This is a genomic window from Pseudotamlana haliotis, from assembly GCF_008806375.1.
GTDB lineage: Bacteria > Bacteroidota > Bacteroidia > Flavobacteriales > Flavobacteriaceae > Pseudotamlana > Pseudotamlana haliotis.
Genome location: NZ_WAAT01000025.1, coordinates 108,956 through 134,346, shown reverse-complemented (window position 1 = coordinate 134,346; position 25,391 = coordinate 108,956). Strand labels below are relative to the sequence as shown.

The following is a 25,391-nucleotide window of genomic DNA, read 5'->3' as shown; positions in this document are numbered from 1 at the left end:
ACTGTACGTAATTCACACACAACTTTTGCGCTTGATCCCTTACATGTAATATATCATTAAAGCATGCTATAATCAACCACATTATTTTCTAAATTCGCAGAAATTATAGTCAAAATGAAGTTAAAGGTTTTCATCATCTTTTGTTTAAGTACGTTTAGTGTTTTTGCTCAACTCCCTGAAGGTTTCGTATATGTCAAGGAGGTTATCCCCGATTTAGATGTTGAATTACGCTACCATTCTTCTAATAACTTTGTTGGTAAACCTGTTGAAGGCTACCATGCTGATAAGTTGATTTTATCTCAAAAAGCAGCCGAGGCTTTAAAAAAGGTTAATGATGAGTTACAGATGCAAAACCTGTGCTTAAAAGTATTTGATGGCTACCGGCCACAGCGTGCTGTAAATCATTTTATTAACTGGGCAAGACAACCGGGTGACACATTGACAAAACAAATCTTTTACCCTCACATAAAAAAAAGGTACTTATTTAAACAACATTATATTGCCACACGATCAGGGCATAGTAAGGGTAGTACCGTTGATTTAACTATTATTGACGGCAATACAGGTGAACTCCTGGATATGGGAAGTCCTTTTGATTTTTTCGGACCAGTTTCCTGGTACAATAATCAGGATATTACAGAGGAACAACAGGCAAATAGAAAACTATTACATGATGTCATGCTGAATCATGGCTTTAGAGGATATTCTAAAGAATGGTGGCATTTTACTTTACGTCATGAGCCTTTTCCAAATACGTATTTTGATTTTCCAGTAGAATAGTTTTTTACCAGATTTTAGTACCAACGCTTCTTTTTCTTTTTTGAAGCCACACTTTTACGGCCTTTTTTATGCTTACTTCCCGTACGTTTAGATTTATGAACTTCTGGCTTTGCTTTCGGGTCTAAAGGGTAAGGATGGTCATCAACAACATCTAATTGAAGGTGGATAAGCTGTTGAATGCTTTGTATATAAGTCTTTTCATCTGCTGAACAAAAGGCATAAGCCATACCTGTTTTTCCTGCTCTGGCCGTTCGTCCTATACGATGTACGTAAGTTTCTGGAATGTTTGGTAAATCGAAGTTGACCACAGCATCTAAATTATCGATGTCAATACCTCGAGCAGCGACATCAGTAGCGATTAAAATGTTCGTTTCACCTTTTTTGAAGCTATCTAAAGCCTCTTGCCTTGCTGTCTGACTTTTATCGCCGTGGATACTCGTTACTTTATAACCGTTTTTTAGTAGGGTTTGTTCTAGCTTATCAACACCAAACTTGGTACGTCTAAAAATAATAATATTGCCTTTTATGGTATTCCTCAAGACATGAAGACACAATTCTATTTTATTCTTTTTAGGAACGAAATAAAGAAATTGATTGACGTTTTTAGAGGTTGATGAATTTTGGGCAACTTCAATACGTTCTGGATTCGTCAAAATTGAATTGGCTAATTGCTCTACTTTATAAGGAATGGTTGCTGAAAATAACAGCACTTGCTTTTCTTTTGTACAAAGGCGTTCAATTTTTTTAACATCATCAATAAAGCCCATGTCTAGCATTAAATCGGCTTCGTCTAAAACCAAAGTTTCTACATAATCTAGGTTTACATAATCCTGTTTATGTAAGTCTAATAAACGCCCTGGAGTAGCGATTAAAATGTCTAAGCCTTTTTTTAGAATTTCTTTTTGAGGTTCTATGGACACACCGCCATAGATAACCCCTGTTCTAAGGTTGGTATAACTACTATAAGTTTTAAAGTTTTCTTCAATTTGTGAGGCTAATTCACGCGTAGGACTAATAATTAAGGCCTTAACTTGCTTTCCTTTTTTAGGCGCATCTTGACTGTCAAATAAAGATTGAAGTATAGGTAGTGCAAAAGCTGCCGTTTTTCCAGTACCAGTTTGTGCAGAAACAATAACATCCCTTTTTTCTAAAATTAAGGGAATGGATTTTTCTTGAACCAAGGTTGGGTTATCGTATCCAGCTTCAGCGACAGCTCTTAAAAGCGGTCTGTTGAGTTTCAAATCTTTAAATGACATAAAAAATAATTTGCTGCAAAGATAACTGAAATTGCCTTGAGTTGTCTACTTATACCATTTTAACCATATAATACGACATTATAAAATTAAATTGGTATTAAAGTTCATTACAAAGTTAGCAACCCATTTTCTTTTAAAATTTGCATGGGTTTTGAAAACCAAAACAATTCAAAATCTTCAAAATGCGTTTCAAAATCCTTTTTCAATTCTGAAAGTGATAGGAGTTGGATGTTCTCAGGTGCTAATTTGTCTAGAGTTTTTAGAAACCATTCGCCATGATTTTTTGGTAAAACAATATTGAAAGCGTCTTCTTTAGTATGAAACTTTAATTTCAGACTGTGATGAGAATGGCCTTTTTTTGTTTTCGATTGTTCAGTCACTATAGGAAGACTGCCTAGCCATACTATTTTTGCTCTTGGTTTAATTTTGAATGTTTCAGAATCTTCTAAACAATCGTAAATAAAATCATGTTTAATAGTGGTATCAGGAATTTCGAAATCGAACCAGTCCTGAAGTGGTAATTCAAAACCAATACCGTGCATAAAGTTAAACAGTGATTTTTTTAATCCGTAGCTAAATTGAGAATGGTCTACACCCGTTTCATCGGTAAAATCTACATCATTATTAGCAAAGCTGATGTTTTTATAATTCGGAGTGATATGATAATCACTAGGGTTTTGTCCAATTGGGCTATGAGCGGTCAGTGCAAACTGATGCCAAAAACCAGATTGAATGATGCCAATTTCAAAAAGTTGGCGAACCATTTCTAGACTATCTACAGTTTCTTGTATGGTTTGCGTGGGGTAGCCATACATGAGGTAACTGTGTACCATGATGTTTGATGCGGTAAAGTTACGTGTTACCTGCGCCACTTGCTCAACGGTAACACCTTTATCAATGAGTTTTAACAAACGGTCTGAAGCCACTTCTAAGCCGCCAGAAACGGCAATACAACCTGATGTTTTAAGAAGTTGACACAAATCGTTGGTGAAGTTTTTCTCAAACCGGATATTAGCCCACCAAGTCACCGTGATTTTTCGTTTTAATATTTCTAAAGCCAAGGCTTTCATTAGGGCAGGAGGTGCCGCTTCGTCAACAAAATGAAATCCGGTTTCGTTGGTTTGTGCTATAATTTGTTCCATACGGTCTACCAGTAATTTAGCCGTAATGGGTTCATAAATTTTAATATAATCTAATGAAATATCACAGAAAGTACATTTGCCCCAGTAACAACCGTGTGCCATGGTGAGTTTATTCCATCTACCGTCGCTCCATAAGCTATGCATAGGGTTTGCGATTTCAATCACGGAGATGTACTGGTCTAAAAGTAAATCAGAATAATCAGGTGTGCCTATATCAGCTTGTTTGTAATCTGGTTTTGTACTGTTGTTTTTATTAACCACTTTGCCGTTTTCTAAAAGAAGGGTACGTTTGTATGCTTCTTTTGAAGTCGCTAACAATTCTATTGGAAGCTCCCCATCATCTAGGGTAATGAAGTCAAAAAACTTAAATACTCTAACATCGCTAACTGAGCGTAATTCGGTGTTTGGGAATCCGCCACCCATGGCAATTTTTATATCGGGGTAGTTGTTTTTTACAAACTGTGCACATCTAAAAGCACTATATAAATTCCCTGGAAAGGGCACAGATAGACAAATAAGCTTAGGCTGGGTTGCTTTAATTCGTTTTTCAAGAATCTCAAGTGTGATTTGGTCAATATAACTGAGGTCATCTTGAAGAAAATCATAAAGTTCATCAAAACTATTCGCACTTTGTCCCAGGCGTTCGGCATAGCGGCTAAAACCAAAATTATCATCGATACATTCAACGATAAAGTCTGATAAATCTTCTAGATATAAAGTAGCGATGTGTTTGGCCTTATCTTGAAAACCCATAGAACCAAAAGCCCAATCCATGTCTTCTAATTGATTGAAACGCGAGGCGCGTGGTAAATAATTATCACTGCATATTTGTTGCGCTAGAGTTTGGTTTTTACCCTGTAAAAATTGAATAACTTGGTCTAAAGGTTTTAAATAAGCTTCCTTTAGGGCGTATATGCGCTCGCAGTTTTCAGAAATAATTCTGTCGTTCTCATAAGCCAATTCAAAAAGTTCTTCAAAAGTTTCTTTATTGAATAGCTCTAAAATCACTTCAATACCCAAATCCATTTGATAGGCGCCAATACCTTTAGTGTTTAAAAAACCTTTAAGATAAGCCGTAGCAGGGTAGGGCGTATTAAGTTGTGTAAAAGGAGGCGTTATGAGTAGTAAGTCTTTCAAATTGCGATATAAATTATGCTGCAAATATAGTAGAAAAGACTTGGCTTGAAGACAAATTGTAGGCGGGAGTTATATTAGTAAATATGCCTAAATTTAAATGACTTAAACCAATTATGACTCTTTTTAGGTTATAATTGGTATTAAACGTGAATTTTTTTAATTTTCATCACGTTCCAGGTTTTGTCTATGGTATAGAGCTTTGTAGGTTTTAAGCGGTAGTCGCCTAAAAAGTCCCAATCAAATTCAATATGTAATTTTGAGATTTCACTAATAGGCATTTTATTCGGATAAAAAACCCAAACTACAGAATGGTCTAAAAGTCTAGGTGATAAAGTGAGCATTTGATTGATGAATTCATCTTTGGTGTTAGCAAAAACCAATGCACATTCCACACAAGAGGTGGTTACTAAAGATTCAGAATAGGAAATATCCTTGAAGACTTCATCAAAAGTTTCAGGTTTATTCAGAATATAGATATCGCTATACTGATGGAGTTTTAATTTTTTTGTTGTCTTGCTCATAAGACTAAAAATACAAAAAAAAGAAATACAATAAAATCTAAACTTTAGAAATTCACTTCCTGTTAACTTAAGTGTTTTTGAAGATCATTTTTAAGTTTCATAGGGAGCGCTTCGTTTATTATAACTTTTTTTAAATGGTCTTGATTTTTTTCTTTTTCAAAAATTAATTTAAAAAGGGCTTGTATGCTTAAGCTGTTTTGAGCTTGTTTTACCAGTTTAAAAGTGTCTCCAACATTTACAGCGCCTTCTTCTAACACACGGATATACGCTCCAGGAAATCCATAATCTATAAACTGTTTTAAAATGTTTTGCGTACCAAACTTAACACCTAATTTAAAGCAGGGTTCTCTATGTTCTGTAATTTGAATTAAGGCCGTTCCAACATGGTAAATGTTGCCTACAAGAATTTTAGATTCGTTTAAGCCTTCAACTGTTAAGTTTTCTCCAAACATGCCATAATTCCAGTCTAAATTAGGGTATAGAGATTTCCAGTAAGTGTAATGGTCTTCAGAAAATAAATAACAAGCTTTGAATTCGCCACCATGATATTTTCTATCGGTTACCGTGTCGTTTTTAACATCGGTTTTTCCTAAGAAAATAGGGGTGTTAGTTGGGGTTTTATAAATACCCGTTTCTACGGGTTTGTCATTCCAAATAATGGTTTGGGGTTTTGAGGTGTTTGTAGAAATTATTTTCAAAATATTATTTAGAATTAAAATGAAAGCCGTGTTTTATTGATTCGTCAAAATTAATAAAAAAAGCCACTCCTACGTTTAGGAGTGGCTCGAATATATAAGAGCAATTTTTTTAATCTATTGAAACCAGTTCGATATCAAAAATTAAAACAGTTCCAGCGGAAATATCGCCCTGACCAGTGTTTCCGTATGCTAGGTGAGCAGGAATGTATAATGTACCTATACCACCTTCTTGGAAGTAAGTCATGCCTTCAGCAAAACCTTTAATAAGGTTCTCTAAATTAAAAGTGACTTCACTGGTGCTTTGATCAAATGTTTCCCCATCTGTAAAATATCCCTTATAGGTAAGTTTAACTGTGTCTGATAAGCTAGGGGTGTCTCCAGTTCCAGGGGTGTCTATTGAATAATATAAACCAGTAGTGGTTTTTTGAGCTGTTAAGTTGTTTTCTGTTAAGTATTCTTGGATTTCTAAATCATTTTCAGTGGTGTAATTCACATAGATGAGTTCTACGTCAAAAATAATCACCGATCCGCCTGGAATATCATTTTGACCTTTGTTTCCATAACCTAAATGTGCCGGGATGATTAAAGTGGCTTTGGCACCTTCTCTCATAAAGCTCAAGCCTTCTTGCCAACCTTTTATTAAATGATTAAGTGCAATAGAAATACCTTCGGTGTTTTCTTCAAAAACAGTACCGTCTGTGAAATAACCTTTATAAGCGACTTTAACACGGTCGGTTGGAAGTGGTACAGCACCTTTTCCTTGTTCGTGAAGGATGTAATGTAACCCAGAACCACTCTTTTTTGAATCTAGGTTGTTTTCAGCTAGGTAAGTTTGAATTTCAACTTCATTTTCAGTGGAGTAATCATGCGGTGCTTCATCTTTTTCACAAGCTGTAAAAAGCACTAATGCGCAAATAAATAGTAGGTGTTTCATAGGGTATTTGTAAATAATAATTAAAATATAGTTGCGTTGAATTTTTAAAAAGGGCTAATCTATTTTGTTGAATCTAAGGGTTTCTTTTCCGTTGGCATCGAATAAATAGAGTTTTAATCCGTCTCGTTTAAAGCTTGCCGAATGGTTTAAAGCTTTGTTAAACGCATCTGGAGTTTCCATGTTAGGACACATTTTTCGAGTTCCAGCAATAGGACCAAAAGTGATGTTTTTATCGCCTAAACTTTTAATGTTTCCGGTGTAATTATTACAGCCATCGGTACCCATAATGGCCATTCTGGAAATATTTATTTCAAGCGTAGGAATAAAGGTGTTTTCTTTGTTTAATGTATTACCGTTTATATGCGTTGCTGCCCAAATATCGTGAAGATGCATTCTAGGGTCTAGCATTTCTTCTAGGACTTTAACCAATGTGTATTTTATTGAAGAGGCATCTGCAGGGACATCTTTTGGGTCTAAATGCGTCTCAGAAACTTCAATCTTTTTAAGCAAACCCGGCTCAAAAGTAAAACCTTCAATAGGGCTATAAAAGTAAGTCCATTTAGCGTGTTCTAAATCGTCACCTTTATAAATCTGTAAGCATTGTGCTTTTCCGGCCCCAGCATCGCAATCTACTTTCATACTGTTTACCCAAAACGTAGTCGTTTCGTTAGCGTTTGATGAGCACGAAGTGCTTATAATAGCACATAAAAATAATAAGGATAATGTTTTAAATAGAGTCATATGTAAAGGGTGTTGTTTAATAGATGTCATATTGAATAAAAGGTTGCGTTAGGTTACGATTTTTTTAACTAAAAAAACCACTTCGTATGAATAACGAAGTGGTTTTGAATTTTATTTCCGCGAAAGCGACAGAAATAGAGATACTATTTATGAGATTCCTGCCTTCACAAGAATATTATTTAATCATTTCGTAGCTACGCTTAATGAAGTTTGTAAGTTCTTCACCTTTAAGCAGTCCTTGTGATAATCGTGCTAAGTCTAAACTTTGAGTAATTAAACGCTCTTGTTTTTTCTTAGTTTTTGTATCTAGAATCTCGCTTACTAATGCTGAATTTGTATTCACTACTAGATTATACATTTCAGGCATGTTTCCAAACATGTTCATACCACCACCGCCAGTAGCTTGCATCTCTTTCATACGACGCATAAATTCTGGTTGTGTGATAGTAAATGGTGACTCATCACTATCCATAGCTTCTAACTGCACTGTAAATTTGTCAGTAGGAATCACTTCTTTCAATAATTCATCTAAAGATTTTGTTTGCTCTTCATCTAATTTAGAAATCGTTGTTTCATCTTTCTTAATTAAATTGTTGATATGATCACCATCTACACGAGCAAAAGAAATGTTTTCTTTAGTGCTTTCTAATTTCTGAATAAGGTGTGAAATGATAGGTGAATCTAAAAGTAAAACTTCGTAACCTTTAGCTTTAGCCGATTCGATGTAGCTGTGTTGTGCTTCTTTGTCTGAAGCGTAAAGAATGACTAATTTATCATCTTTATCGGTTTGATTTGCTTTAATTTTATTGTAAAGCTCTTCGTAAGTATAATATTTACCATCAACTGTTGGGTAAAGCGCAAAGGCTTCAGCTTTTTCGAAGAATTTTTCTTCAGAAAGCATACCGTATTCAATTACGATTTTAATATCATTCCATTTCGCTTCAAAATCTTCACGATTAGAATTGAACAATGATTTTAATTTATCGGCAACTTTTCTAGTGATGTAAGATGAAATCTTTTTTACAGCACCATCAGCTTGTAAGTATGAACGCGATACGTTTAACGGAATGTCTGGCGAATCAATAACCCCACGTAACATCGTTAAAAATTCAGGAACAATACCTTCAACATTATCAGTTACGAAAACTTGGTTTTGATATAGCTGAATTTTGTCCTTCTGCATTTGCATATCGTTCGACATTTTAGGGAAGTATAAAATCCCTGTCAAGTTGAACGGGTAATCTACATTTAAGTGAATGTGGAATAAAGGCTCTTCAAATTGCATTGGGTACAATTCTCTGTAAAAACCAGTGTAATCTTCTTCTTTTAAATCTGCAGGCTGTTTCGTCCAAGCTGGATTTGGGTTGTTTATAATGTTATCAACCGTAATTTGTCTGTGCGGCTCAGTAGTTTCTTTACCTTCAGCATCTTTTGTTGTGGCAGGTTCGTGCTCAGGATCGTTAATTTCCTTAGTTCCAAACTTAATTGAAACCGGCATGAACTTGTTATATTTTAATAGAAGTTCGCTAATTCTGCTTTCTTCTAAGAATTCAGTCGAGTCTTCAGCAATATGAAGGATGATTTCAGTACCTCTTTCCGTTTTATCAGAAGGCTCTAAAGTAAATTCAGGAGAACCGTCACAAGTCCAATGTGCAGCAGGTTCATCTTTAAAAGATTTAGTAATGATTTCAACTTTTTCAGCAACCATAAACGCCGAGTAGAAACCTAGTCCGAAGTGACCAATAATTCCAGAATCTTTAGCAGAATCTTTATATTTATCTAAGAATTCTTCAGCACCAGAAAAAGCCACTTGGTTAATGTATTTTTCTACTTCTTCAGCAGTCATACCTAAACCTTGATCAATAATATGAAGTTTTTTACCTTCTTTATCAATTTTAACTTCAATCTTAGGGTCGCCATATTCAACCTTAGCGTCACCAATATTGGTTAAGTGTTTTAATTTTAAAGTCGCATCTGTGGCGTTACTAATAAGTTCACGTAAAAAGATTTCGTGATCACTATACAAGAATTTTTTAATGAGAGGAAAGATATTCTCTACCGATACATTAATGTTTCCTTTTGTCATGGTATTATTGTTTTTATTTTTATTTTTATTTCCCACGGAAGTGAAAAACTATTATATTTTTTTTATCTGAAAAAGGAATAGACAACAAAAATGCCAATTGATTAAAAGTGACAAACTGACACTTTGTAAAAGAAATTATTGAATTCTCGTTTAATCGTAATATTTTGTATTTTGCTTATGCATAAAGCGATTGGCGCTTTCGCGGAAAAAATAAAAGGTTTTTAACTATGTATAATTCTAAAATAATAGGTTTAGGGAAATATTTACCTGATAACGTGGTCACCAATGACGATTTGTCGAAGCTGATGGATACCAATGACGAGTGGATTCAAGAACGCACGGGAATTAAAGAGCGACGTTGGATTCCAGAAGGAAGCAAGGATACTTCAGCTACTATGGGGGCTAAAGCTGCAAAAATAGCTATTGAACGCGCTGGGCTTACCAAAGACGACATTGATTTTATCGTCTTTGCGACCTTGAGTCCTGATTATTATTTCCCTGGCTGTGGCGTGCAAATTCAAGATTTATTGGACATGCCAACTGTTGGTGCTTTAGATGTTAGAAACCAATGTTCTGGCTTTGTGTATGCTATTTCGGTGGCCGATCAATTTATAAAAACAGGCATGTACAAAAACGTGCTGGTTATTGGTGCTGAATATCATAGTAACGGATTGGATAAAACCACTAGAGGGCGCGGGGTTTCGGTGATTTTTGGTGATGGAGCAGGAGCTTGCGTCATGTCGCGTGAAGAAGACAACTCTAAAGGCATCTTATCTACACACTTGCATAGTGAAGGTAAATATGCCGATAAATTGATTGTGGAATCGCCAAGTATTGCACATTGGGTACCAGAAATTTTAGAATCTGAAGAAGAAGATATTTCATATTTCCCATACATGGATGGAACCTTTGTGTTTAAACACGCCGTTGTACGATTTAGCGAAGTGATTATGGAAGGCTTAATGAAGAACAACTTGAAAAAGGAAGATATTGATTTGTTGATTCCGCACCAAGCGAATTTACGTATAGCACAATTTATTCAGCAGAAATTTGGCTTGAAGGATGATCAGGTTTTCAATAATATCATGAAGTATGGAAATACTACGGCAGCATCTGTAATTATTGCGCTTACTGAAGCTTGGGAAGAAGGAAAAATAAAAAAAGGAGACCACGTCGTACTAGCAGCTTTTGGTAGTGGTTTTACATGGGCAAGTGCGATTATTAGATGGTAAACCAATAAAAAATATAAAAGCCCGAACGCGAATTCGGGCTTCTTTAGCTATTAATCAACTTCAATTAACACTTAAAGCTAATAAACTTACTTCTTAGTCGTGCAAAATTACGATAGATTTCGTAACCATCTGATTTTTAACGATTTTTAACATAAAAAGAAAAGCTCGAAACGAATTTCGAGCTTTGTTATACAAATCTTATGTGACGAATTTAATATGTGTAGATGACTAACTCTAATAATTATAAAATATTCGTTTTGGCTAGATTGTATGTTTTGGTAACGTAGAAAGGTTGATTTTATTGCAATATTTAAACTTTTTTACGTTTAAATTGTAGTTTTCTTGATTAACGACGTATAAAACGGGTTAAATACGAATTTTAACAAAGATTAAATGAAAATGATGAATAAAAAAACACTAGTTATAGGTGCTTCACTAAAACCGACCAGATATTCACATTTGGCTATTCAGAGCTTAGTTTCAAAAGAAATGGAAGTCGTTGCATTCGGATTAAGAAAAGGCGAGGTTTCTGGAGTTGAAATCGATACGACTTTAATTCCTTATAAAAATATAGACACTGTAACCTTGTATTTAAATCCTACGCGACAAAAAGAATATTACGATTACATTATCACGCTAAACCCAAAACGTGTGATCTTTAACCCAGGAACCGAAAACCCTGAGTTTTATGAGCTTCTAAAAGAACGCGATATTTTTTACGAAACAGCTTGTACTTTAGTGCTACTTTCTACGAATCAATATTAATCCTAAATAGGTGAGGAGTCCATTTACAATTAAGATTTCGAAACCAATTTGGTAGCCATTTAGCAAAACTTCCGAATACATATTTATAAAGTAAGATACCAGTGGAGCGATTAGTGCAATAATCCAAACGTATTTGTCTTTAAGTTCGTTTTTGGTAAAAATACCAAAAGCAAATAAACCAAGAAGTGGTCCGTAGGTATAACCGGCAGCTTTAAATAATTCCCATATAACAGATACATCTTTAAAAATAGCATCAAATAGTACGATAACAACCACTAAAACAAGACTTATTAAAATGTGAGTACGTTTTCTTATTTTTTTCTGTATGGCTTGAGGCTTTTTGTCTAGCTCTATGATATCTATGCAAAATGAAGTGGTTAACGATGTTAAGGCTGAATCGGCACTAGAATAAGCCGCAGCAATTAAACCTAGTAGAAAAAAAGATGAGGTTATAATACCAATTTCTGGTAGCATGGCTATAGTTGGAAATAAGTCGTCTTTTTTAGCTGTAATACCGTTTTGGTTGGCATATTGTGTTAACATTAGGCCTAAAACGAGGAAAAGAATATTCACAAATATTAAAATCACACTAAAAGAAATCATGTTTTTCTGAGCTTCTTTTAGGTTTTTGCAGGTTAAGTTTTTCTGCATCATGTCCTGATCTAAACCAGTCATGGTAATAGTGATGAACATACCAGCCAGAAAGCTTTTTATAAAATATTGTGGGTCGTTAACATTATCAAAGAAGAATGTTTTGCTCATAGGACTTGCAGTCACATTGGCGTAAATCTCAGAAACGCTGTTTAAATCTAATACCGAAGCCAAAAACACGATGGTCACTACCACAGAAATGAGCATAAAAAGCGTTTGTAGGGTATCGGTGAATATGATGGTTTTAATCCCTCCTTTAAAGGTGTAGAGCCAAATTAAAGCAATAGTGATAATCACCGTTACCGTAAATGGGATGCCATATTGGTCAAATACAAGTAACTGTAATACCTTAGCGACTAAGAACAACCGGAAAGCAGCACCAACAACTCGAGAGATTAAAAAGGCAACCGCTCCAGTTTTGTAACTCACATAGCCAAAACGGTCTCTCAGGTAGGTGTAAATAGAGGTGAGGTTCAGTTTATAGTAAATGGGCAAAAGCACATAGGCAATAACCAAGTAGCCAAAAAAGTATCCAAAAACTACCTGCAAATAGCCAAATTGTTTGACTTCAACAGCACCAGGAACAGAAATAAAAGTGACCCCAGAGAGTGAGGCTCCAATCATACCAAAAGCTACTAAATACCAAGGCGCTGATTTATTGGCTTTAAAAAAGGCTTCGTTACTGTCTTCTTTTCCTGTTAAGTAAGAAATTAAAATTAATACAACAAAATACGCAAGTATAAGAAGCAGAATTTGAGTGGGAGTCATTCAATGATTATTTTAAGCCAAAATACAAAAAAGCTTCAGATTTTATTCTTTTTAATGTTTCCTTTCAGATGTTTTAAAAAATGTTAAATTCGCAACAGTGGAATTTTCATCAAAAATATTAGAGCGTGCAGTAAACGAGATGTCACAGCTTCCCGGTATCGGGAAACGGACGGCCTTGCGTTTGGTGTTGCATATGCTTAAGCAGCCCAAAGAGCAAACCACAGCTTTAGTTGAGGCCTTAAGAAGCATGCGTGAAGAGATTAAGTTTTGTAAATCTTGTCATAATATTAGTGATGTTGAACTTTGTGAAATTTGCTCAAACCCTAATAGAGATACTAGCTTAATTTGTGTGGTTGAAGATATTAGAGATGTGATGGCTATTGAAAATACAAGTTCATTTAAAGGATTATATCATGTGTTAGGAGGTAAAATATCGCCAATGGATGGTGTAGGACCTCATGATTTAAATATTGAGTCTTTAGTGAATAAAGTGAAAACCGGTGAAATAAAGGAACTTGTTTTTGCGTTGAGTTCAACCATGGAGGGAGATACCACAAATTTTTATATTTATAAGCAAATTCAAGATGACAAAGTGTTTACTTCAACCATCGCAAGAGGGATTTCGGTGGGCGATGAATTGGAATATGCCGATGAAATTACACTCAGTAGAAGTATCGTGAATAGGGTGCCTTTTGAAAATTCTTTAAAATTATAAAAGCAATTAATCAAATTAAAACCGACCTAAAATACTAAAGGAATAATGTCTAACCATACCGTTTTACACACGATCTTTTAAACTAAACTGAAGCTCTCGTGAAACTCTCAATTGTTATACTAAATTATAACGTGCGTCACTTTTTAGAACTTTGTTTAAAAAGTGTACAAGCGGCTACGGCTTATATTGACTCAGAAATTATAGTCGTTGATAATAATTCTACTGACGATAGTTGCCAAATGGTTAAAAAACTGTTTCCAGAAGTTGTGCTTATTGAGAATAAAGTCAATGGCGGATTTTCAAAAGGAAACAATATTGGAGTAGCACAGGCAAAAGGGGAATATCTATGTGTTTTAAACCCCGATACGGTTGTAGCAGAAGATACCTTTACGCAATTATTAGATTTTTCAAAACTTAAATTAGATTTAGGAATTGTAGGATGCAAGCTTATCGATGGCTCTGGAGCTTTTTTACCTGAAAGTAAACGTAATATTCCTTATGTATCTGTAGCTTTAAAAAAAATCTGCGGAAATTCTAAAGATTATTATGCGAATCCTTTGGATATGGATGCCGTTGGTGAAGTCGATATTTTAGTGGGGGCTTTTATGTTTCTAAAGAGAGCAGTTTACAATGGGGTCGGCGGTTTCGATGAGGCTTATTTTATGTATGGAGAGGATATTGACTTGTCATATGTGGTAAAGCAAGCAGGTTATAAAAATTATTATTACGGTAAAACTACTGTGATTCATTATAAAGGAGAGAGCACCTTAAAAGATAAAGTATATGCACGACGCTTTTTTGGGGCGATGCAGATTTTTTATGAAAAGCATTTTAAATCAAATGTGTTTTTTGATATTGTCGTTTGGCTAGGTATAAAAACGTTTTTTATGATGCAAACTACGCCTAGAAAGAGGAAAAAGGAAGTGAGTCAATTTGTTTTTGTTTCAGACGAAAAGAATGAGCGCCTTGAAAAAAAAATAGGCAAGTCCTTAATTGTTCAGCAGGATATAAAAGATGTCAATCCTGGTGTTGAAGTGATTTTTGATGGTGCCTTTTTAACTTTTAAAAGCATTATTCAAATGGTTGAATCTACATTTTTGCAAAATAAACCCGTAACATATAAGATACTGCCAAAGAATTCAGATTTTATCATAGGAAGTGATAATGAATTGGCTAGAGGAGAGATTATAAGTTTTAAATAGTTTTTGTTGCAAATAATTTAAAGGAATTCAGGCATTTTCAGTAATTTTGCAACTGAAAACTAAAAAATCACTATTACATTATTGATATGGCAAAGTTTGAGCTTAAATTACCAAAAATGGGAGAGAGTGTTGCAGAAGCAACCATAACATCTTGGTTAAAAGAAGTAGGAGACTCTATTGAAATGGACGATCCGGTTTTAGAAATTGCAACCGATAAAGTAGATAGCGAAGTGCCAAGTGAAGTTGATGGTGTTATAATAAAACGCTTTTTTGAAGTTGATGATGTGGTTCAAGTGGGACAAGTTTTAGCTATCATAGAAACAGAAGGCGATATAGAAGAAGAAGTTGCTTCAGAAGAAAAGGTAGAAGAAACCGAAACAGTAAACATTACGGCGTCTCAGGAGAAAGCCGTTGAAGAGATTACTCAAACTTTTACAAAGGCTCAAGAAACTGTAGTACCTGCGGTTTCAAATGGTGATAAGTTTTATTCACCTTTAGTTAGGAATATCGCAAAAGCCGAAGGGATTTCGCAATCAGAATTGGATGGGATTGTTGGAACTGGTAGTGAAGGTCGTGTGACTAAAAATGATATTCTAGATTACCTAAAAAATAAACATAATAAACCAGCAGTGGAAGCACCTGCTGTTGAAAGAAAATCTAAAGTTACGCCAGAAGTTGAAAAGGTAGCTCCAGTGGTTTCTAATGGTGAAGATGAAATCATCGAAATGACCAGGATGGGTAAATTGGTAGCCAACCACATGACTGATTCACTTCAAAAATCGGCCCATGTACAAAGTTTTATTGAAGCTGATGTTACCAATGTTTGGAACTGGAGGAAAAAGGTTAAAGATGGCTTTATGAAGCGTGAAGGAGAAAACCTAACCTTTACACCTATATTTATGGAGGTGATTGCTAAAGCGCTCCGTGATTACCCGATGATGAATATTTCTGTTCAAGATGATAAAATCATCAAAAAGAAAAACATCAATTTAGGAATGGCGGCTGCTCTCCCAGATGGTAATTTAATTGTACCTGTAATTAAAAATGCTGACCAGCTTAACTTGGTAGGCATGACCAAACAAGTTAATGATCTGGCAAAGCGTTCTAGAGATAATCAATTAAAGCCTGATGAAATTCAAGGTGGTACTTATACAGTTACAAACGTAGGTTCTTTTGGAAGTATTATGGGAACTCCAATTATTAATCAGCCACAAGTAGGTATTTTGGCGCTTGGTGCAATTAGAAAAGTACCTGCGGTAATAGAAACACCAGAAGGCGATTTTATTGGAATTCGTTATAAAATGTTTTTATCGCACTCTTATGATCACCGTGTGGTAAACGGGGCTTTAGGTGGCTTGTTTGTAAAAGCGGTAAAGGATTATCTTGAAGCTTGGGATGTTAATAGAATGATATAATTCTAAATAAAAATTATTAATTTAATAGATGAAAAACCAGAGATTTCAATGCTCTGGTTTTTTTTTGACCAATCAAGAAGTTTTGAACGTAAGTTCATTATATTTGTTTAAACTTTATAAATGCCACGTCCAAAAAAAAAGAGAAGAGTTAATTACCCTCCTAAAATGTTAGGATTCAGGCCATTTGGTATGAGACTTTGTGATACCGAACCTGTTGTGATGCAGTATGAAGAATATGAGGCTGTGAAGTTGGTTGTCTACGATGATCTCTCACAAGATAAGGCAGCTGAAAAGATGGAGGTTTCAAGGCCAACCCTGACTAGAATCTATAATAGCGCCTTAAAAAAAATAGGACAAGCATTCGTAGAGGGAAGAACTGTTCTTATAAAAGGAGGGCATTTTTCGTTCGACGAAGCTTGGTATAAATGTAATACGTGTTTCAAGTTAATGGCGAGCATTGATGATACTGTAAAATGTGATGATTGTTTAATAGGTAATTCCGAAGAGATAATGTCTTTGAATGAATGAACTTATAAATTAAAAGTGAAATTAGTTTACGATGCAGGTAGCTGTTAATCAATGTGGTATCGGTCGCATTTGCAAATAAAATAAATATTCAAATTTTCTCAAGGAATAAAAATGTTCTAAGTGAACATCTTAAATAAAATTTTATGACAAATAGTGTAATTATTGAAAATCAATATAAAAGGTCAAGTTTGTTTGAAAAAGACAAAGTGAATTATTTAGTTCATGTTTTAAAAAGATTTAATACAGTACCAAAATTAAATAACATTAATATTATTACTTCTAATACACAGCCTGAAGTATTTAAAATAGTGCCTAATAAAGCGATTATAATTGGAGAGTTATATTTAAAAAATCCTGTTTTAGCATTGGTTTATTTGCGATATGGTATGGAATGGCAGTTGTGGTATAAAGCGCTAGGAGATAGAAAAGATGATATAGCGCTATGTGATATTGCTGCCTTTGAAGTTACTCGTGTTTTTTACAAATTATTACCTGAAGTAGATAAAGAAAACTTAAAATCTTTTAGTGATGTTTTAATTGAATTGGTTAAAACAGGAAAGAGAACCATTGCCGAAACTTTAATGGAGTATCCAGAGCTTCAATCTTTTCATGGTATAGAAAGCTCTTCTAAAATATTTAAGGAATCGTGGAAGCCTATTGTTGAGAATTTAGCAAAACCAACAGAGTATTTGTTAATGTCTGGAGGAGATCATAGATTGAATATTGATGAGGTAGCTCTATTAAATAAATATGGGTGTAGACCATTTCCTAGGCCAGACGCTTTTACATTTGCATCATCAACGGCAACAAGTGTGTCTAATTTTGCTTTTGATAAAACAGATAAGGTTAGAAGGATATTGATAAAGAATAGCTTAAAAAATGGATTTGAAAAGACAGCTGTAGAGTTTTCAGAATTATTAAAAAATAATCTTAAAACGATATTTAAAATAAACGAAGCCAGTGAAATTATTTTTTCCCCATCGGGTACAGATTCATCACTTCAAATTGCAGCTATATCTCAAATAGTAACAAATAAAGATATCAGTCATATTTTGGTGGCTTCCGATGAAACAGGTAGCGGTGTTGCCACAGCATTAAAAGGGTGTCATTTTGAAAATACATCAGCGTTAAGCTACGCTGTTAAAAAAGGCGATAAAATAGAAGGTTTTAGAGATGTTGATGTTGTAAAAATCCCTTTTAGAGATGATAATGGAAAATTAAAGTCAACGGCTCAATTGGATACAGAGGTTTTGGAGGCCATCAAGAAGACTACTGATTTAGGAAGATATGCTGTGCTTCATGTCATGGATCATTCAAAATTAGGCTATCGATCTCCTAGTGAAAACATGATGCATGATTTGACAAAATTTAAAAGTTCCTCTTTGCAAATTATTGTTGATGCAGCTCAGCTAAGGCTAGATGCGACTGATATTCAGGTTTATTTGAAAAAAGGGTATATAATTTCGATTACTGGAAGTAAATATTTTACAGGACCTCCGTATTCAGGGGCATTGATTCTTCCTGAAAGCATAAATGAGTTAATCCTTAATTCAGAAAAATCGTTGCCCGTTGGTTTGTCTCAATATTACAATCATTCTGACTTTCCCAAATCGAGATTCAGTTCCAATGTCTTATCAGACGGATTTAATTATGGGTCTTACATGCGATGGAATGCGGCAATTGTAGAAATGGATAGGTATTTTAAAACACCAATTTTGTATAGAAACATGGGTATTGAAATGTTCTGTAATTTTGTAGAAGAATCTATAAATGAGGCTACTTTTCTAGTGCCACTTTATGCTGGAGACGTGCAAACCAATAATTTTAATGGTAATGAATTTGGCATAAGAACCATTCGAACAATTTTTCCTTTTTTTATTCTTAAGAACAATGAACCTCTAAATCTTGATAAAGTGAAAAAGCTTTATTTGTTGTTGAATTCAGATTTATCTGATCACTTTAAAGGTTCTTCACTTGAAATTATCAGACTTGCATCACTAAAGTGTCATATCGGACAAGCGGTTAATGTAAAATATGAAAATAAGCTACAAAGTGCTGTTTTAAGAATTAGCCTAGGGGCAAGGGTTATATCTGAAAGTTGGATAAATAGAGATATAAGTCTTTACTTTAGAAATATTGAAGCTCAAATGAACCAGGTAACGGTAATTATCAAAAAGATAGAATTAATTCTTAACACTCCAGATTTATTAGAATAATTTCATGAAGTTTTTCTGTGTTTTAGATATATTTATTTTGAATAAGCTTTTTTGTTTCGATTTAGTCTATTCTACAGATTCTAATTATCTTTGATTTTCTAAAACAACATGAATGCAACTCAATCTTAAAAAACCTATTTGTTTTTTCGATTTAGAAACAACAGGAATTAATATTACCTCAGATCGTATTGTTGAAATTTCAATATTGAAAGTTTTTCCAAATGGAAACAAGGAAAGCAAAACCTGGTTGGTAAATCCTGAAAGACCTATTCCAGCAGAAGTCACAGCTATTCATGGTGTTTCTGATGAAAAAGTAGCGAATGAGCCTACTTTTAAAGCATTAGCAAAGGATGTTTATAATATGATTAAAGATTCAGATTTGGGTGGGTTTAATTCCAACCGATTTGATATTCCTTTATTGGCTGAAGAAATGCTACGGGCTGAGGTCGATTTTGATATGAAAAATCGTTTGGCTGTAGATGTACAAACGATATTTCATAAAATGGAACAGCGTACATTAAGTGCTGCCTATAAATTTTATTGTGATAAAAATTTAGAAGGAGCGCATACCGCAGCAGCCGATACCAATGCAACTTATGAAGTATTAAAGGCGCAGCTTTCTAAATATGATGAGCTTGAAAATGATACGAAGTTTTTAGCAGAATTTAGTTCACGTAAAAAGTTTGCCGATTTTGCTGGTTTTATCGCTTTTAATAAAAAAGGTGAAGAATGTTTTTCATTTGGGAAACATAAAGGTAAATTGGTCACTGAAATCTTAGATAAAGAGCCTGGTTATTTTGGTTGGTTATTAAATGCCGATTTCCCGTTATATACTAAAAAAGTATTAACGGCCATTAAATTAAGAAGTTTAAACAATAAATTAAGTTAATAGCGGCTCTCCCTTGGAGTTTTAATTTAATTTTAAATCATTAATATTCAAATAATTAATCTAAATTGAAACTAATTTGTATAGGGCGAAATTACACAGAACATATCGCCGAACTTCAAAATGAAAAACCAACAGAGCCTGTTATTTTTATAAAACCAGACACAGCGATTTTATTAAAAAAACAACCTTTTTTTATTCCAGATTTTTCTGATGATGTGCATCATGAAGTAGAGGTTTTGGTGAAAATTAATCGTGTTGGCAAGCACATCGATAAGAAATTCGCTCACAAGTACTACAATGACATTGGTTTAGGAATCGATTTTACAGCGCGTGACTTACAAAGTAAATTAAAGGCTAAAGGTTTACCATGGGAAAAAGCAAAGTCATTTGACGGTGCGGCCGTAGTAGGTGAGTGGTTGCCAAAAAGTGAAATTTCTGATGAAAACAATATTACGTTTTCTTTAAAAAAGAACGATAATATTGTACAAAAAGGAAATACTAGCCATATGCTTTGGAAAATCGATGAAATCATAGAATATGTTTCTAAATATTTCACATTAAAGATAGGAGACATTATATTTACCGGAACCCCAGCAGGCGTAGGTAAAGTATGCGCAAATGACAAGTTAACAGGATTTATAGACAACAGAGAAATGTTTTCAATAAAAGTAAAGTAAGATGGAGCAGCATTACAAGTTATTTAGGGTGAAAGAATTAGCAGATAATGATCAAGAATTTATCACAGCATTGGCTGAAGCCTTTTTAGGGGAAGTTCCTGAAGATGCCGAAAGGTTAAAAAAAGCTGTAGCAGATAAAGATTATTACACTGCATATCAAGCGGCTCATAAAATGAAGCCTACGGTTGATTTATTTGAATTAGGTGTTTTAGACACTCTAATCGAAGTTCAAGATTGGGGGAAATTCGAGAAAAAAGAAGAAGATATTACGGCACAATTGAATGTTGTTTTAACGGCGGTTGATAATGCCGTAGCCGAAATTAAAGAAGATTTCAACTTATAAATTTATAGATGATTGCAGAAATAATAACCATAGGCGACGAACTACTGATAGGTCAGGTTATTGATACAAACTCTGCTTTTATAGCTAAAAAACTCAATAAAATAGGGGTTTCGATTCATCAAATCACCTCGATTCAAGATGATAAATCACATATTTTAAAAGCCTTAGAAGAAGCCGAGCAAAGGGTAGATATTATTATACTTACAGGAGGTTTAGGACCTACCAAAGATGATATTACCAAAAAAACAATAGCTGAGTATTTTGATGACAGCCTAGTGCTTAATGCCGATGTTCTAGAAAATATTGAACAAATTTGGAATCAAAATGTAGGTTCTAAACTGCTTCAAGTTAACAAAGATCAAGCTTTAGTACCCTCAAAATCTCAAGCATTAATGAACAGCCTTGGTACCGCTCCTGGCATGTGGATGGAAAAAGAAGAAAAAGTCTTTATTTCGCTTCCTGGAGTGCCTTATGAGATGGAAGCGCTTATAGTTGATGAAGTCGTACCTAAATTAAAGCGTAAATATAATTGTCCTTATATATTACATAAAACACTTTTAGTCTATAATATTGGCGAAAGTGCCTTAGCCGAACGGATTGAGTCCTGGGAAGATAATCTACCTTCTCAAATAAAATTGGCTTATTTGCCAAGCTTAGGTTTGATGCGTTTACGTTTATCAACAAAGGGATATGATGCTAAAATACTTAATCAAGAAGTTCAAGAACAAATTGATAAAGTAATTCCTTTAATTGAAAATGAATTTGCAGGTATTGAAGACGAAGAGGGGTCGGTTGAAATTATTATAGCTAAACAACTTACAAAAACAGGTCAGACTTTAGCTATAGCCGAAAGTTGTACTGGAGGAGCTGTAGCCGAGCGTTTTACCGTAAATCCTGGAGCTTCAGCTTATTTTAAGGGAGGTTTAGTAACTTATTCGACCCAATCGAAGATAAATGTTTTAAAGGTTTCAGAAGAAACAATTAATCAATATTCTGTAGTAAGTGCTCAGGTGGCAGAGGCCATGGCTCAAAATGCACAGCAATTATTTCAGTCTGATTATGCCGTGGCAACTACCGGAAATGCAGGGCCTGAAAAAGGCGATTCTGATGCTGATGTTGGTACTGTTTTTGTTGCCGTAGCTACAAAAGAGGCTGTCTATTCTCAGGAATTTAACTTTGGAAACCTAAGAATTAAAGTCATAAATAGAGGGGTAAATAAGGCCTTGGAAATGCTTCTAAAAGAAATTTTTAAAAATTGATTAGATTTGTGTTGCTATAATGTAAATAAGTTGTATATTTGCACCTCGATTTTAAGCAACAAGAAATTAAAGTTATATAGAAATGTCAAGAGTTTGTGAACTTACAGGAAAAAGAGCGATGGTTGGAAACAACGTGTCTCATGCATTAAACAGAACTAAACGCAAATTCAATGCGAATTTACTTAAGAAGCGTTTTTACATTCCAGAAGAAGACAGCTGGATAACTTTAAAAGTTTCTGCATCTGCTTTGAAAACTATCAACAAAGTTGGTATTTCTGCGGCAATTAAAGATGCTAAAGCTAAAGGATTTTTAAAATAATAGCTGTATTTAAAAGTAAAAAGACATGGCAAAGAAAGGTAACAGAATACAAGTAATTTTAGAGTGCACTGAGCACAAGGAGTCTGGTCAAGCTGGAACTTCTAGATACATTACTACGAAAAACAAAAAGAACACGCCTGATAGAATGGAGATTAAGAAATTTAATCCAGTTCTTAAGCGTATGACAGTTCATAAAGAAATTAAATAATTAGACATTTTTACACTTGTAAAAATGCCGAAAAAAACCAATAGGTCATGGCAAAGAAATCAGTAGCATCATTACAAACAGGATCTAAAAGATTAACTAAAGCGATAAAAATGGTAAAGTCTCCTAAAACTGGAGCTTACATGTTCGTTGAATCTATTATGAGTCCAGATCAAGTTAACGACTTTTTAGCTAAAAAGTAAAAACGTAACGTTTCGATATATTATAAGCTGCTTTCTTTAACGAAAGCAGCTTTTTTATTTTTATATTTGAGGTGGAATTGTTAACATCTGCCATATTATCAGTTTGATCACTGTGGTAAGGAAGTTGACATGTATATCCTGTCATCATAAAGTAGTTTGAACTTATCTTTTGATGAATAAATTAATTAAATCACGAACTACAATTAGCATATGAGTTTTTTTAAAAAAATATTTTCCTCAGAAAAAAAAGAAACCTTAGATAAAGGATTAGAAAAATCTAAATCTAGTTTTTTCGACAAATTAGGTAAGGCCGTTGCAGGTAAATCTAAAGTTGATGATGACGTTTTAGATGATCTTGAAGAAGTTTTAGTGTCTAGTGATGTTGGGGTGAATACAACCTTAAAAGTGATTACGCGTATTGAAGAACGTGTTGCTGAAGATAAATATTTAGGAACTAGTGAGCTTAATCAAATTCTTCGTGAGGAAATTGCAGGTTTGTTAAGTGAAACAAATTCTGGTGAAGAAACAGAATACACTATTCCTAAATTACCAAACCAAGCAGATGGCACAAAAACACCATATATCTTAATGGTGGTTGGTGTTAACGGTGTTGGTAAAACAACAACTATTGGAAAACTCGCTTACCAATTCAAAAAACAAGGTTTAAAAGTCGTTCTTGGTGCTGCAGATACGTTTAGAGCAGCAGCTATAGACCAACTTCAAGTATGGGCAGATCGTGTTGATGTGCCTATGGTACGTCAAGAAATGGGGAGTGATCCTGCTTCAGTTGCTTTTGATGCTTTACAATCTGGTGTTAATCAAGACGCCGATGTGATTATTATCGATACGGCTGGACGTTTGCACAACAAGGTAAATTTAATGAATGAGTTGTCTAAAGTAAAACGTGTAATGCAGAAGGTTATTGGCGATGCGCCTCATGATGTGTTACTGGTTTTAGATGGTTCGACAGGTCAGAATGCTTTTGAACAAGCCAAGCAGTTTACAGCAGCTACAGAGGTGACTTCACTAGCCGTAACCAAATTAGACGGAACGGCAAAAGGTGGTGTGGTTATTGGTATTTCAGACCAGTTTCAAATTCCTGTTAAATATATTGGTGTAGGAGAAGGTATTGAAGATCTTCAGGTTTTTAATAAATTTGAATTCGTAGACTCCTTCTTCAAATAAGATAAAAGCTCAGGTGGTTTTGGTTTAAAATTCTACACAGGTTTTCTGTTTAGTCATCTTTAAGTATTTTTTTGTTTAAAGGAATTCTTTATCCAATTTTAATATTCATAAATACAGTATTGACTTTCAGTATATTAAAGGTTTAATAAAGTCTTTGCGATAAAACTTAATATCGTGAATCATTCCGTATCTTTGCGCCCTCATTTATTCAAGTTATGCGTACAAAAACTCTAAAGAAAAATAAAATTAACGTGGTTACTCTAGGATGTAGTAAAAACGTTTACGATAGTGAAGTCCTTATGGGGCAATTAAAGGCTAGCGGAAAGGATGTTGTACATGAAGAAGAAGGCAACGTGGTGGTGATTAACACTTGTGGTTTTATTAATAATGCCAAAGAAGAAAGTGTGAATACCATTTTAGAGTACATGCAAAAGAAAGAAGACGGCGATGTTGATAAAGTTTTTGTAACTGGTTGTTTAAGTGAGCGCTATAAACCAGATTTACAGAAGGAAATTCCTAATGTCGATCAGTATTTTGGAACTACGGAATTACCAGGTTTACTTAAAGCTTTGGGGGCCGACTATAAGCACGAACTTATTGGTGAGCGTTTAACGACGACCCCAAAAAATTACGCTTATTTAAAAATTGCTGAAGGATGTGATAGACCTTGTTCGTTTTGCGCGATTCCAATCATGCGTGGAAAACACAGAAGTACGCCTATTGAAGATTTGGTGACCGAGGCTGAAAAATTAGCAGCCAATGGCGTTAAAGAGCTTATTTTAATCGCTCAAGATTTAACTTATTACGGATTAGATTTATACAAAAAACGTAACCTAGCCGAGCTTTTAGAGGCCCTAGTAAAGGTTGAAGGAATTGAATGGATTCGTTTACATTATGCCTTTCCAACAGGATTTCCAATGGATGTATTGGATGTGATGAAGCGTGAAGCTAAAGTTTGTAACTATCTTGATATTCCGTTACAGCATATTTCTGATGGCTTATTAAAAAGTATGCGTCGTGGTACTACAAAGGAGAAAACCACAAACTTAATTCATGATTTTAGAGCCATCGTTCCTGAAATGACCATTAGAACGACTTTAATTGTGGGCTACCCAAGTGAAACGGAAGAAAACTTCCAAGAGCTGAAACAATGGGTTTCTGACATGCGTTTTGAGCGTTTAGGTTGTTTTACATACAGTCACGAAGAAAACACCCATGCTTATAATTTAGAAGATGATGTTCCTGAAGAGGTGAAAATTGACCGAGCCAACCAAATTATGGAAATTCAGTCGCAAATTTCTTGGGAATTGAATCAGCAGAAAATAGGGCAGGAGTTCAAAGTGGTTATCGACCGTAAGGAAGGAAATTATTTCGTTGGTCGTACTGAATTTGATTCACCAGATGTAGATAATGAAGTGCTAATTGATGCTTCTAAAACTTATTTGAAAACTGGAGAGTTTACAACCGTTAAAATTACTGAAGCTGAAGATTTCGATCTTTATGGCGAAGTTATTTCGTAATTAT

General features: G+C 34.4%; 25 protein-coding genes. 17 read left to right on the top strand and 8 right to left on the bottom strand.

Annotated features, from left to right (window positions below; translation table 11 throughout):
* Positions 1–114: 114 nt before the first annotated feature.
* Positions 115–780, top strand: a complete 666-nt coding sequence (locus F6U93_RS03920; RefSeq protein ID WP_150937033.1) for a M15 family metallopeptidase — start codon at positions 115–117, stop codon at positions 778–780.
* A gap of 14 nt (positions 781–794) precedes the next feature.
* On the opposite strand, the gene F6U93_RS03915 is transcribed toward F6U93_RS03920, so the two are convergent.
* The 7 genes from F6U93_RS03915 to htpG all read right to left on the bottom strand — a co-directional run bounded on the left by F6U93_RS03915 (position 795) and on the right by htpG (position 9,295).
* Positions 795–2,036 carry a DEAD/DEAH box helicase gene (locus tag F6U93_RS03915; protein ID WP_150937031.1) on the bottom strand — a complete coding sequence of 414 codons (1,242 nt, stop codon included), beginning with the start codon at positions 2,034–2,036 and terminating at the stop codon, positions 795–797.
* Positions 2,037–2,143: 107 nt separating this feature from the next.
* Positions 2,144–4,315: a B12-binding domain-containing radical SAM protein gene (locus tag F6U93_RS03910; RefSeq protein ID WP_150937029.1), complete on the bottom strand. Its 2,172-nt coding sequence runs from the start codon at positions 4,313–4,315 to the stop codon at positions 2,144–2,146.
* A gap of 140 nt (positions 4,316–4,455) precedes the next feature.
* On the bottom strand, positions 4,456–4,836 hold the full coding sequence (locus tag F6U93_RS03905; RefSeq protein WP_150937027.1) for a hypothetical protein: 381 nt from the start codon (positions 4,834–4,836) through the stop codon (positions 4,456–4,458).
* Positions 4,837–4,898: 62 nt separating this feature from the next.
* Entirely contained in the window at positions 4,899–5,534 is a 636-nt protein-coding gene (locus F6U93_RS03900) for an MOSC domain-containing protein (protein WP_150937025.1), read from the bottom strand.
* A gap of 109 nt (positions 5,535–5,643) precedes the next feature.
* Entirely contained in the window at positions 5,644–6,468 is an 825-nt protein-coding gene (locus tag F6U93_RS14585) for an FKBP-type peptidyl-prolyl cis-trans isomerase (RefSeq protein WP_191963449.1), read from the bottom strand.
* 54 nt (positions 6,469–6,522) lie between these two features.
* On the bottom strand, positions 6,523–7,209 hold the full coding sequence (locus tag F6U93_RS03890; RefSeq protein WP_225312545.1) for a DUF4377 domain-containing protein: 687 nt from the start codon (positions 7,207–7,209) through the stop codon (positions 6,523–6,525).
* A 175-nt stretch (positions 7,210–7,384) separates the two neighbouring features.
* A complete protein-coding gene (gene htpG / locus F6U93_RS03885) occupies positions 7,385–9,295 on the bottom strand; it encodes a molecular chaperone HtpG (RefSeq protein WP_150937021.1) in 1,911 nt (636 codons plus the stop codon).
* Positions 9,296–9,522: 227 nt separating this feature from the next.
* Here htpG and F6U93_RS03880 point away from each other — a divergent pair, with 227 nt between their 5' ends.
* Positions 9,523–10,527: a 3-oxoacyl-ACP synthase III family protein gene (locus tag F6U93_RS03880; protein ID WP_150937019.1), complete on the top strand. Its 1,005-nt coding sequence runs from the start codon at positions 9,523–9,525 to the stop codon at positions 10,525–10,527.
* A gap of 402 nt (positions 10,528–10,929) precedes the next feature.
* On the top strand, positions 10,930–11,292 hold the full coding sequence (locus tag F6U93_RS03875) for a CoA-binding protein (protein ID WP_150937041.1): 363 nt from the start codon (positions 10,930–10,932) through the stop codon (positions 11,290–11,292).
* Here the strand turns inward: F6U93_RS03875 and F6U93_RS03870 are convergent.
* Positions 11,269–12,711 carry a sodium:solute symporter gene (locus F6U93_RS03870; protein ID WP_150937017.1) on the bottom strand — a complete coding sequence of 481 codons (1,443 nt, stop codon included), beginning with the start codon at positions 12,709–12,711 and terminating at the stop codon, positions 11,269–11,271. The two genes, F6U93_RS03875 and F6U93_RS03870, sit on opposite strands and share 24 nt — an antisense overlap.
* A 97-nt stretch (positions 12,712–12,808) precedes the next feature.
* Here F6U93_RS03870 and recR point away from each other — a divergent pair, with 97 nt between their 5' ends.
* From recR to rimO, 14 genes are all read left to right on the top strand, one after another.
* Entirely contained in the window at positions 12,809–13,426 is a 618-nt protein-coding gene (recR, locus tag F6U93_RS03865; RefSeq protein ID WP_150937015.1) for a recombination mediator RecR, read from the top strand.
* A 98-nt stretch (positions 13,427–13,524) separates the two neighbouring features.
* The gene (locus tag F6U93_RS03860; protein WP_150937013.1) at positions 13,525–14,628 is read left to right on the top strand and encodes a glycosyltransferase family 2 protein; all 1,104 of its coding nucleotides are present in this window, start codon (positions 13,525–13,527) and stop codon (positions 14,626–14,628) included.
* A gap of 86 nt (positions 14,629–14,714) precedes the next feature.
* Entirely contained in the window at positions 14,715–16,043 is a 1,329-nt protein-coding gene (locus tag F6U93_RS03855) for a dihydrolipoamide acetyltransferase family protein (RefSeq protein WP_150937011.1), read from the top strand.
* 120 nt (positions 16,044–16,163) lie between these two features.
* Complete coding sequence (locus F6U93_RS03850; protein WP_150937009.1) at positions 16,164–16,571, top strand: DUF134 domain-containing protein; 408 nt, start codon at positions 16,164–16,166, stop codon at positions 16,569–16,571.
* 143 nt (positions 16,572–16,714) lie between these two features.
* A complete protein-coding gene (locus F6U93_RS03845; RefSeq protein ID WP_150937006.1) occupies positions 16,715–18,787 on the top strand; it encodes a hypothetical protein in 2,073 nt (690 codons plus the stop codon).
* Positions 18,788–18,899: 112 nt separating this feature from the next.
* Positions 18,900–19,676: a 3'-5' exonuclease gene (locus F6U93_RS03840; protein WP_150937004.1), complete on the top strand. Its 777-nt coding sequence runs from the start codon at positions 18,900–18,902 to the stop codon at positions 19,674–19,676.
* A gap of 65 nt (positions 19,677–19,741) precedes the next feature.
* Positions 19,742–20,353 (top strand): fumarylacetoacetate hydrolase family protein, encoded by a 612-nt coding sequence (locus F6U93_RS03835; protein ID WP_150937002.1) that lies wholly within the window; start codon positions 19,742–19,744, stop codon positions 20,351–20,353.
* A 1-nt stretch (position 20,354) separates the two neighbouring features.
* Complete coding sequence (locus F6U93_RS03830) at positions 20,355–20,696, top strand: Hpt domain-containing protein (protein ID WP_150937001.1); 342 nt, start codon at positions 20,355–20,357, stop codon at positions 20,694–20,696.
* 8 nt (positions 20,697–20,704) lie between these two features.
* Positions 20,705–21,955: a competence/damage-inducible protein A gene (locus tag F6U93_RS03825; RefSeq protein WP_150937000.1), complete on the top strand. Its 1,251-nt coding sequence runs from the start codon at positions 20,705–20,707 to the stop codon at positions 21,953–21,955.
* An 82-nt stretch (positions 21,956–22,037) separates the two neighbouring features.
* Positions 22,038–22,274: a 50S ribosomal protein L28 gene (rpmB, locus tag F6U93_RS03820; protein WP_150936999.1), complete on the top strand. Its 237-nt coding sequence runs from the start codon at positions 22,038–22,040 to the stop codon at positions 22,272–22,274.
* A 25-nt stretch (positions 22,275–22,299) separates the two neighbouring features.
* On the top strand, positions 22,300–22,482 hold the full coding sequence (gene rpmG / locus F6U93_RS03815; protein WP_150936998.1) for a 50S ribosomal protein L33: 183 nt from the start codon (positions 22,300–22,302) through the stop codon (positions 22,480–22,482).
* Positions 22,483–22,529: 47 nt separating this feature from the next.
* Positions 22,530–22,682, top strand: coding sequence for a DUF4295 domain-containing protein (locus F6U93_RS03810; RefSeq protein WP_150936997.1), 153 nt, complete (start codon positions 22,530–22,532; stop codon positions 22,680–22,682).
* A gap of 210 nt (positions 22,683–22,892) precedes the next feature.
* Positions 22,893–23,867, top strand: coding sequence for a signal recognition particle-docking protein FtsY (gene ftsY / locus F6U93_RS03805; protein WP_150936996.1), 975 nt, complete (start codon positions 22,893–22,895; stop codon positions 23,865–23,867).
* Between the two features lie 215 nt (positions 23,868–24,082).
* On the top strand, positions 24,083–25,387 hold the full coding sequence (gene rimO, locus F6U93_RS03800; RefSeq protein ID WP_150936995.1) for a 30S ribosomal protein S12 methylthiotransferase RimO: 1,305 nt from the start codon (positions 24,083–24,085) through the stop codon (positions 25,385–25,387).
* The last annotated feature ends 4 nt before the right edge of the window (positions 25,388–25,391 follow it).

Coding starts and splice junctions, on each gene's coding strand:
- F6U93_RS03880 (WP_150937019.1), top strand. CDS start 9,523: ATGTATAATTCTAAAATAATAGGTTTAGGGAAATATTTACCTGATAAC.
- F6U93_RS14585 (WP_191963449.1), bottom strand. CDS start 6,468: ATGAAACACCTACTATTTATTTGCGCATTAGTGCTTTTTACAGCTTGT.
- rpmB (WP_150936999.1), top strand. CDS start 22,038: ATGTCAAGAGTTTGTGAACTTACAGGAAAAAGAGCGATGGTTGGAAAC.
- F6U93_RS03855 (WP_150937011.1), top strand. CDS start 14,715: ATGGCAAAGTTTGAGCTTAAATTACCAAAAATGGGAGAGAGTGTTGCA.
- F6U93_RS03830 (WP_150937001.1), top strand. CDS start 20,355: ATGGAGCAGCATTACAAGTTATTTAGGGTGAAAGAATTAGCAGATAAT.
- rimO (WP_150936995.1), top strand. CDS start 24,083: ATGCGTACAAAAACTCTAAAGAAAAATAAAATTAACGTGGTTACTCTA.
- F6U93_RS03810 (WP_150936997.1), top strand. CDS start 22,530: ATGGCAAAGAAATCAGTAGCATCATTACAAACAGGATCTAAAAGATTA.
- F6U93_RS03890 (WP_225312545.1), bottom strand. CDS start 7,209: ATGACTCTATTTAAAACATTATCCTTATTATTTTTATGTGCTATTATA.
- F6U93_RS03840 (WP_150937004.1), top strand. CDS start 18,900: ATGCAACTCAATCTTAAAAAACCTATTTGTTTTTTCGATTTAGAAACA.
- F6U93_RS03875 (WP_150937041.1), top strand. CDS start 10,930: ATGAATAAAAAAACACTAGTTATAGGTGCTTCACTAAAACCGACCAGA.
- F6U93_RS03905 (WP_150937027.1), bottom strand. CDS start 4,836: ATGAGCAAGACAACAAAAAAATTAAAACTCCATCAGTATAGCGATATC.
- htpG (WP_150937021.1), bottom strand. CDS start 9,295: ATGACAAAAGGAAACATTAATGTATCGGTAGAGAATATCTTTCCTCTC.
- F6U93_RS03850 (WP_150937009.1), top strand. CDS start 16,164: ATGCCACGTCCAAAAAAAAAGAGAAGAGTTAATTACCCTCCTAAAATG.
- F6U93_RS03920 (WP_150937033.1), top strand. CDS start 115: ATGAAGTTAAAGGTTTTCATCATCTTTTGTTTAAGTACGTTTAGTGTT.
- F6U93_RS03915 (WP_150937031.1), bottom strand. CDS start 2,036: ATGTCATTTAAAGATTTGAAACTCAACAGACCGCTTTTAAGAGCTGTC.
- F6U93_RS03870 (WP_150937017.1), bottom strand. CDS start 12,711: ATGACTCCCACTCAAATTCTGCTTCTTATACTTGCGTATTTTGTTGTA.
- ftsY (WP_150936996.1), top strand. CDS start 22,893: ATGAGTTTTTTTAAAAAAATATTTTCCTCAGAAAAAAAAGAAACCTTA.
- F6U93_RS03845 (WP_150937006.1), top strand. CDS start 16,715: ATGACAAATAGTGTAATTATTGAAAATCAATATAAAAGGTCAAGTTTG.
- rpmG (WP_150936998.1), top strand. CDS start 22,300: ATGGCAAAGAAAGGTAACAGAATACAAGTAATTTTAGAGTGCACTGAG.
- F6U93_RS03825 (WP_150937000.1), top strand. CDS start 20,705: ATGATTGCAGAAATAATAACCATAGGCGACGAACTACTGATAGGTCAG.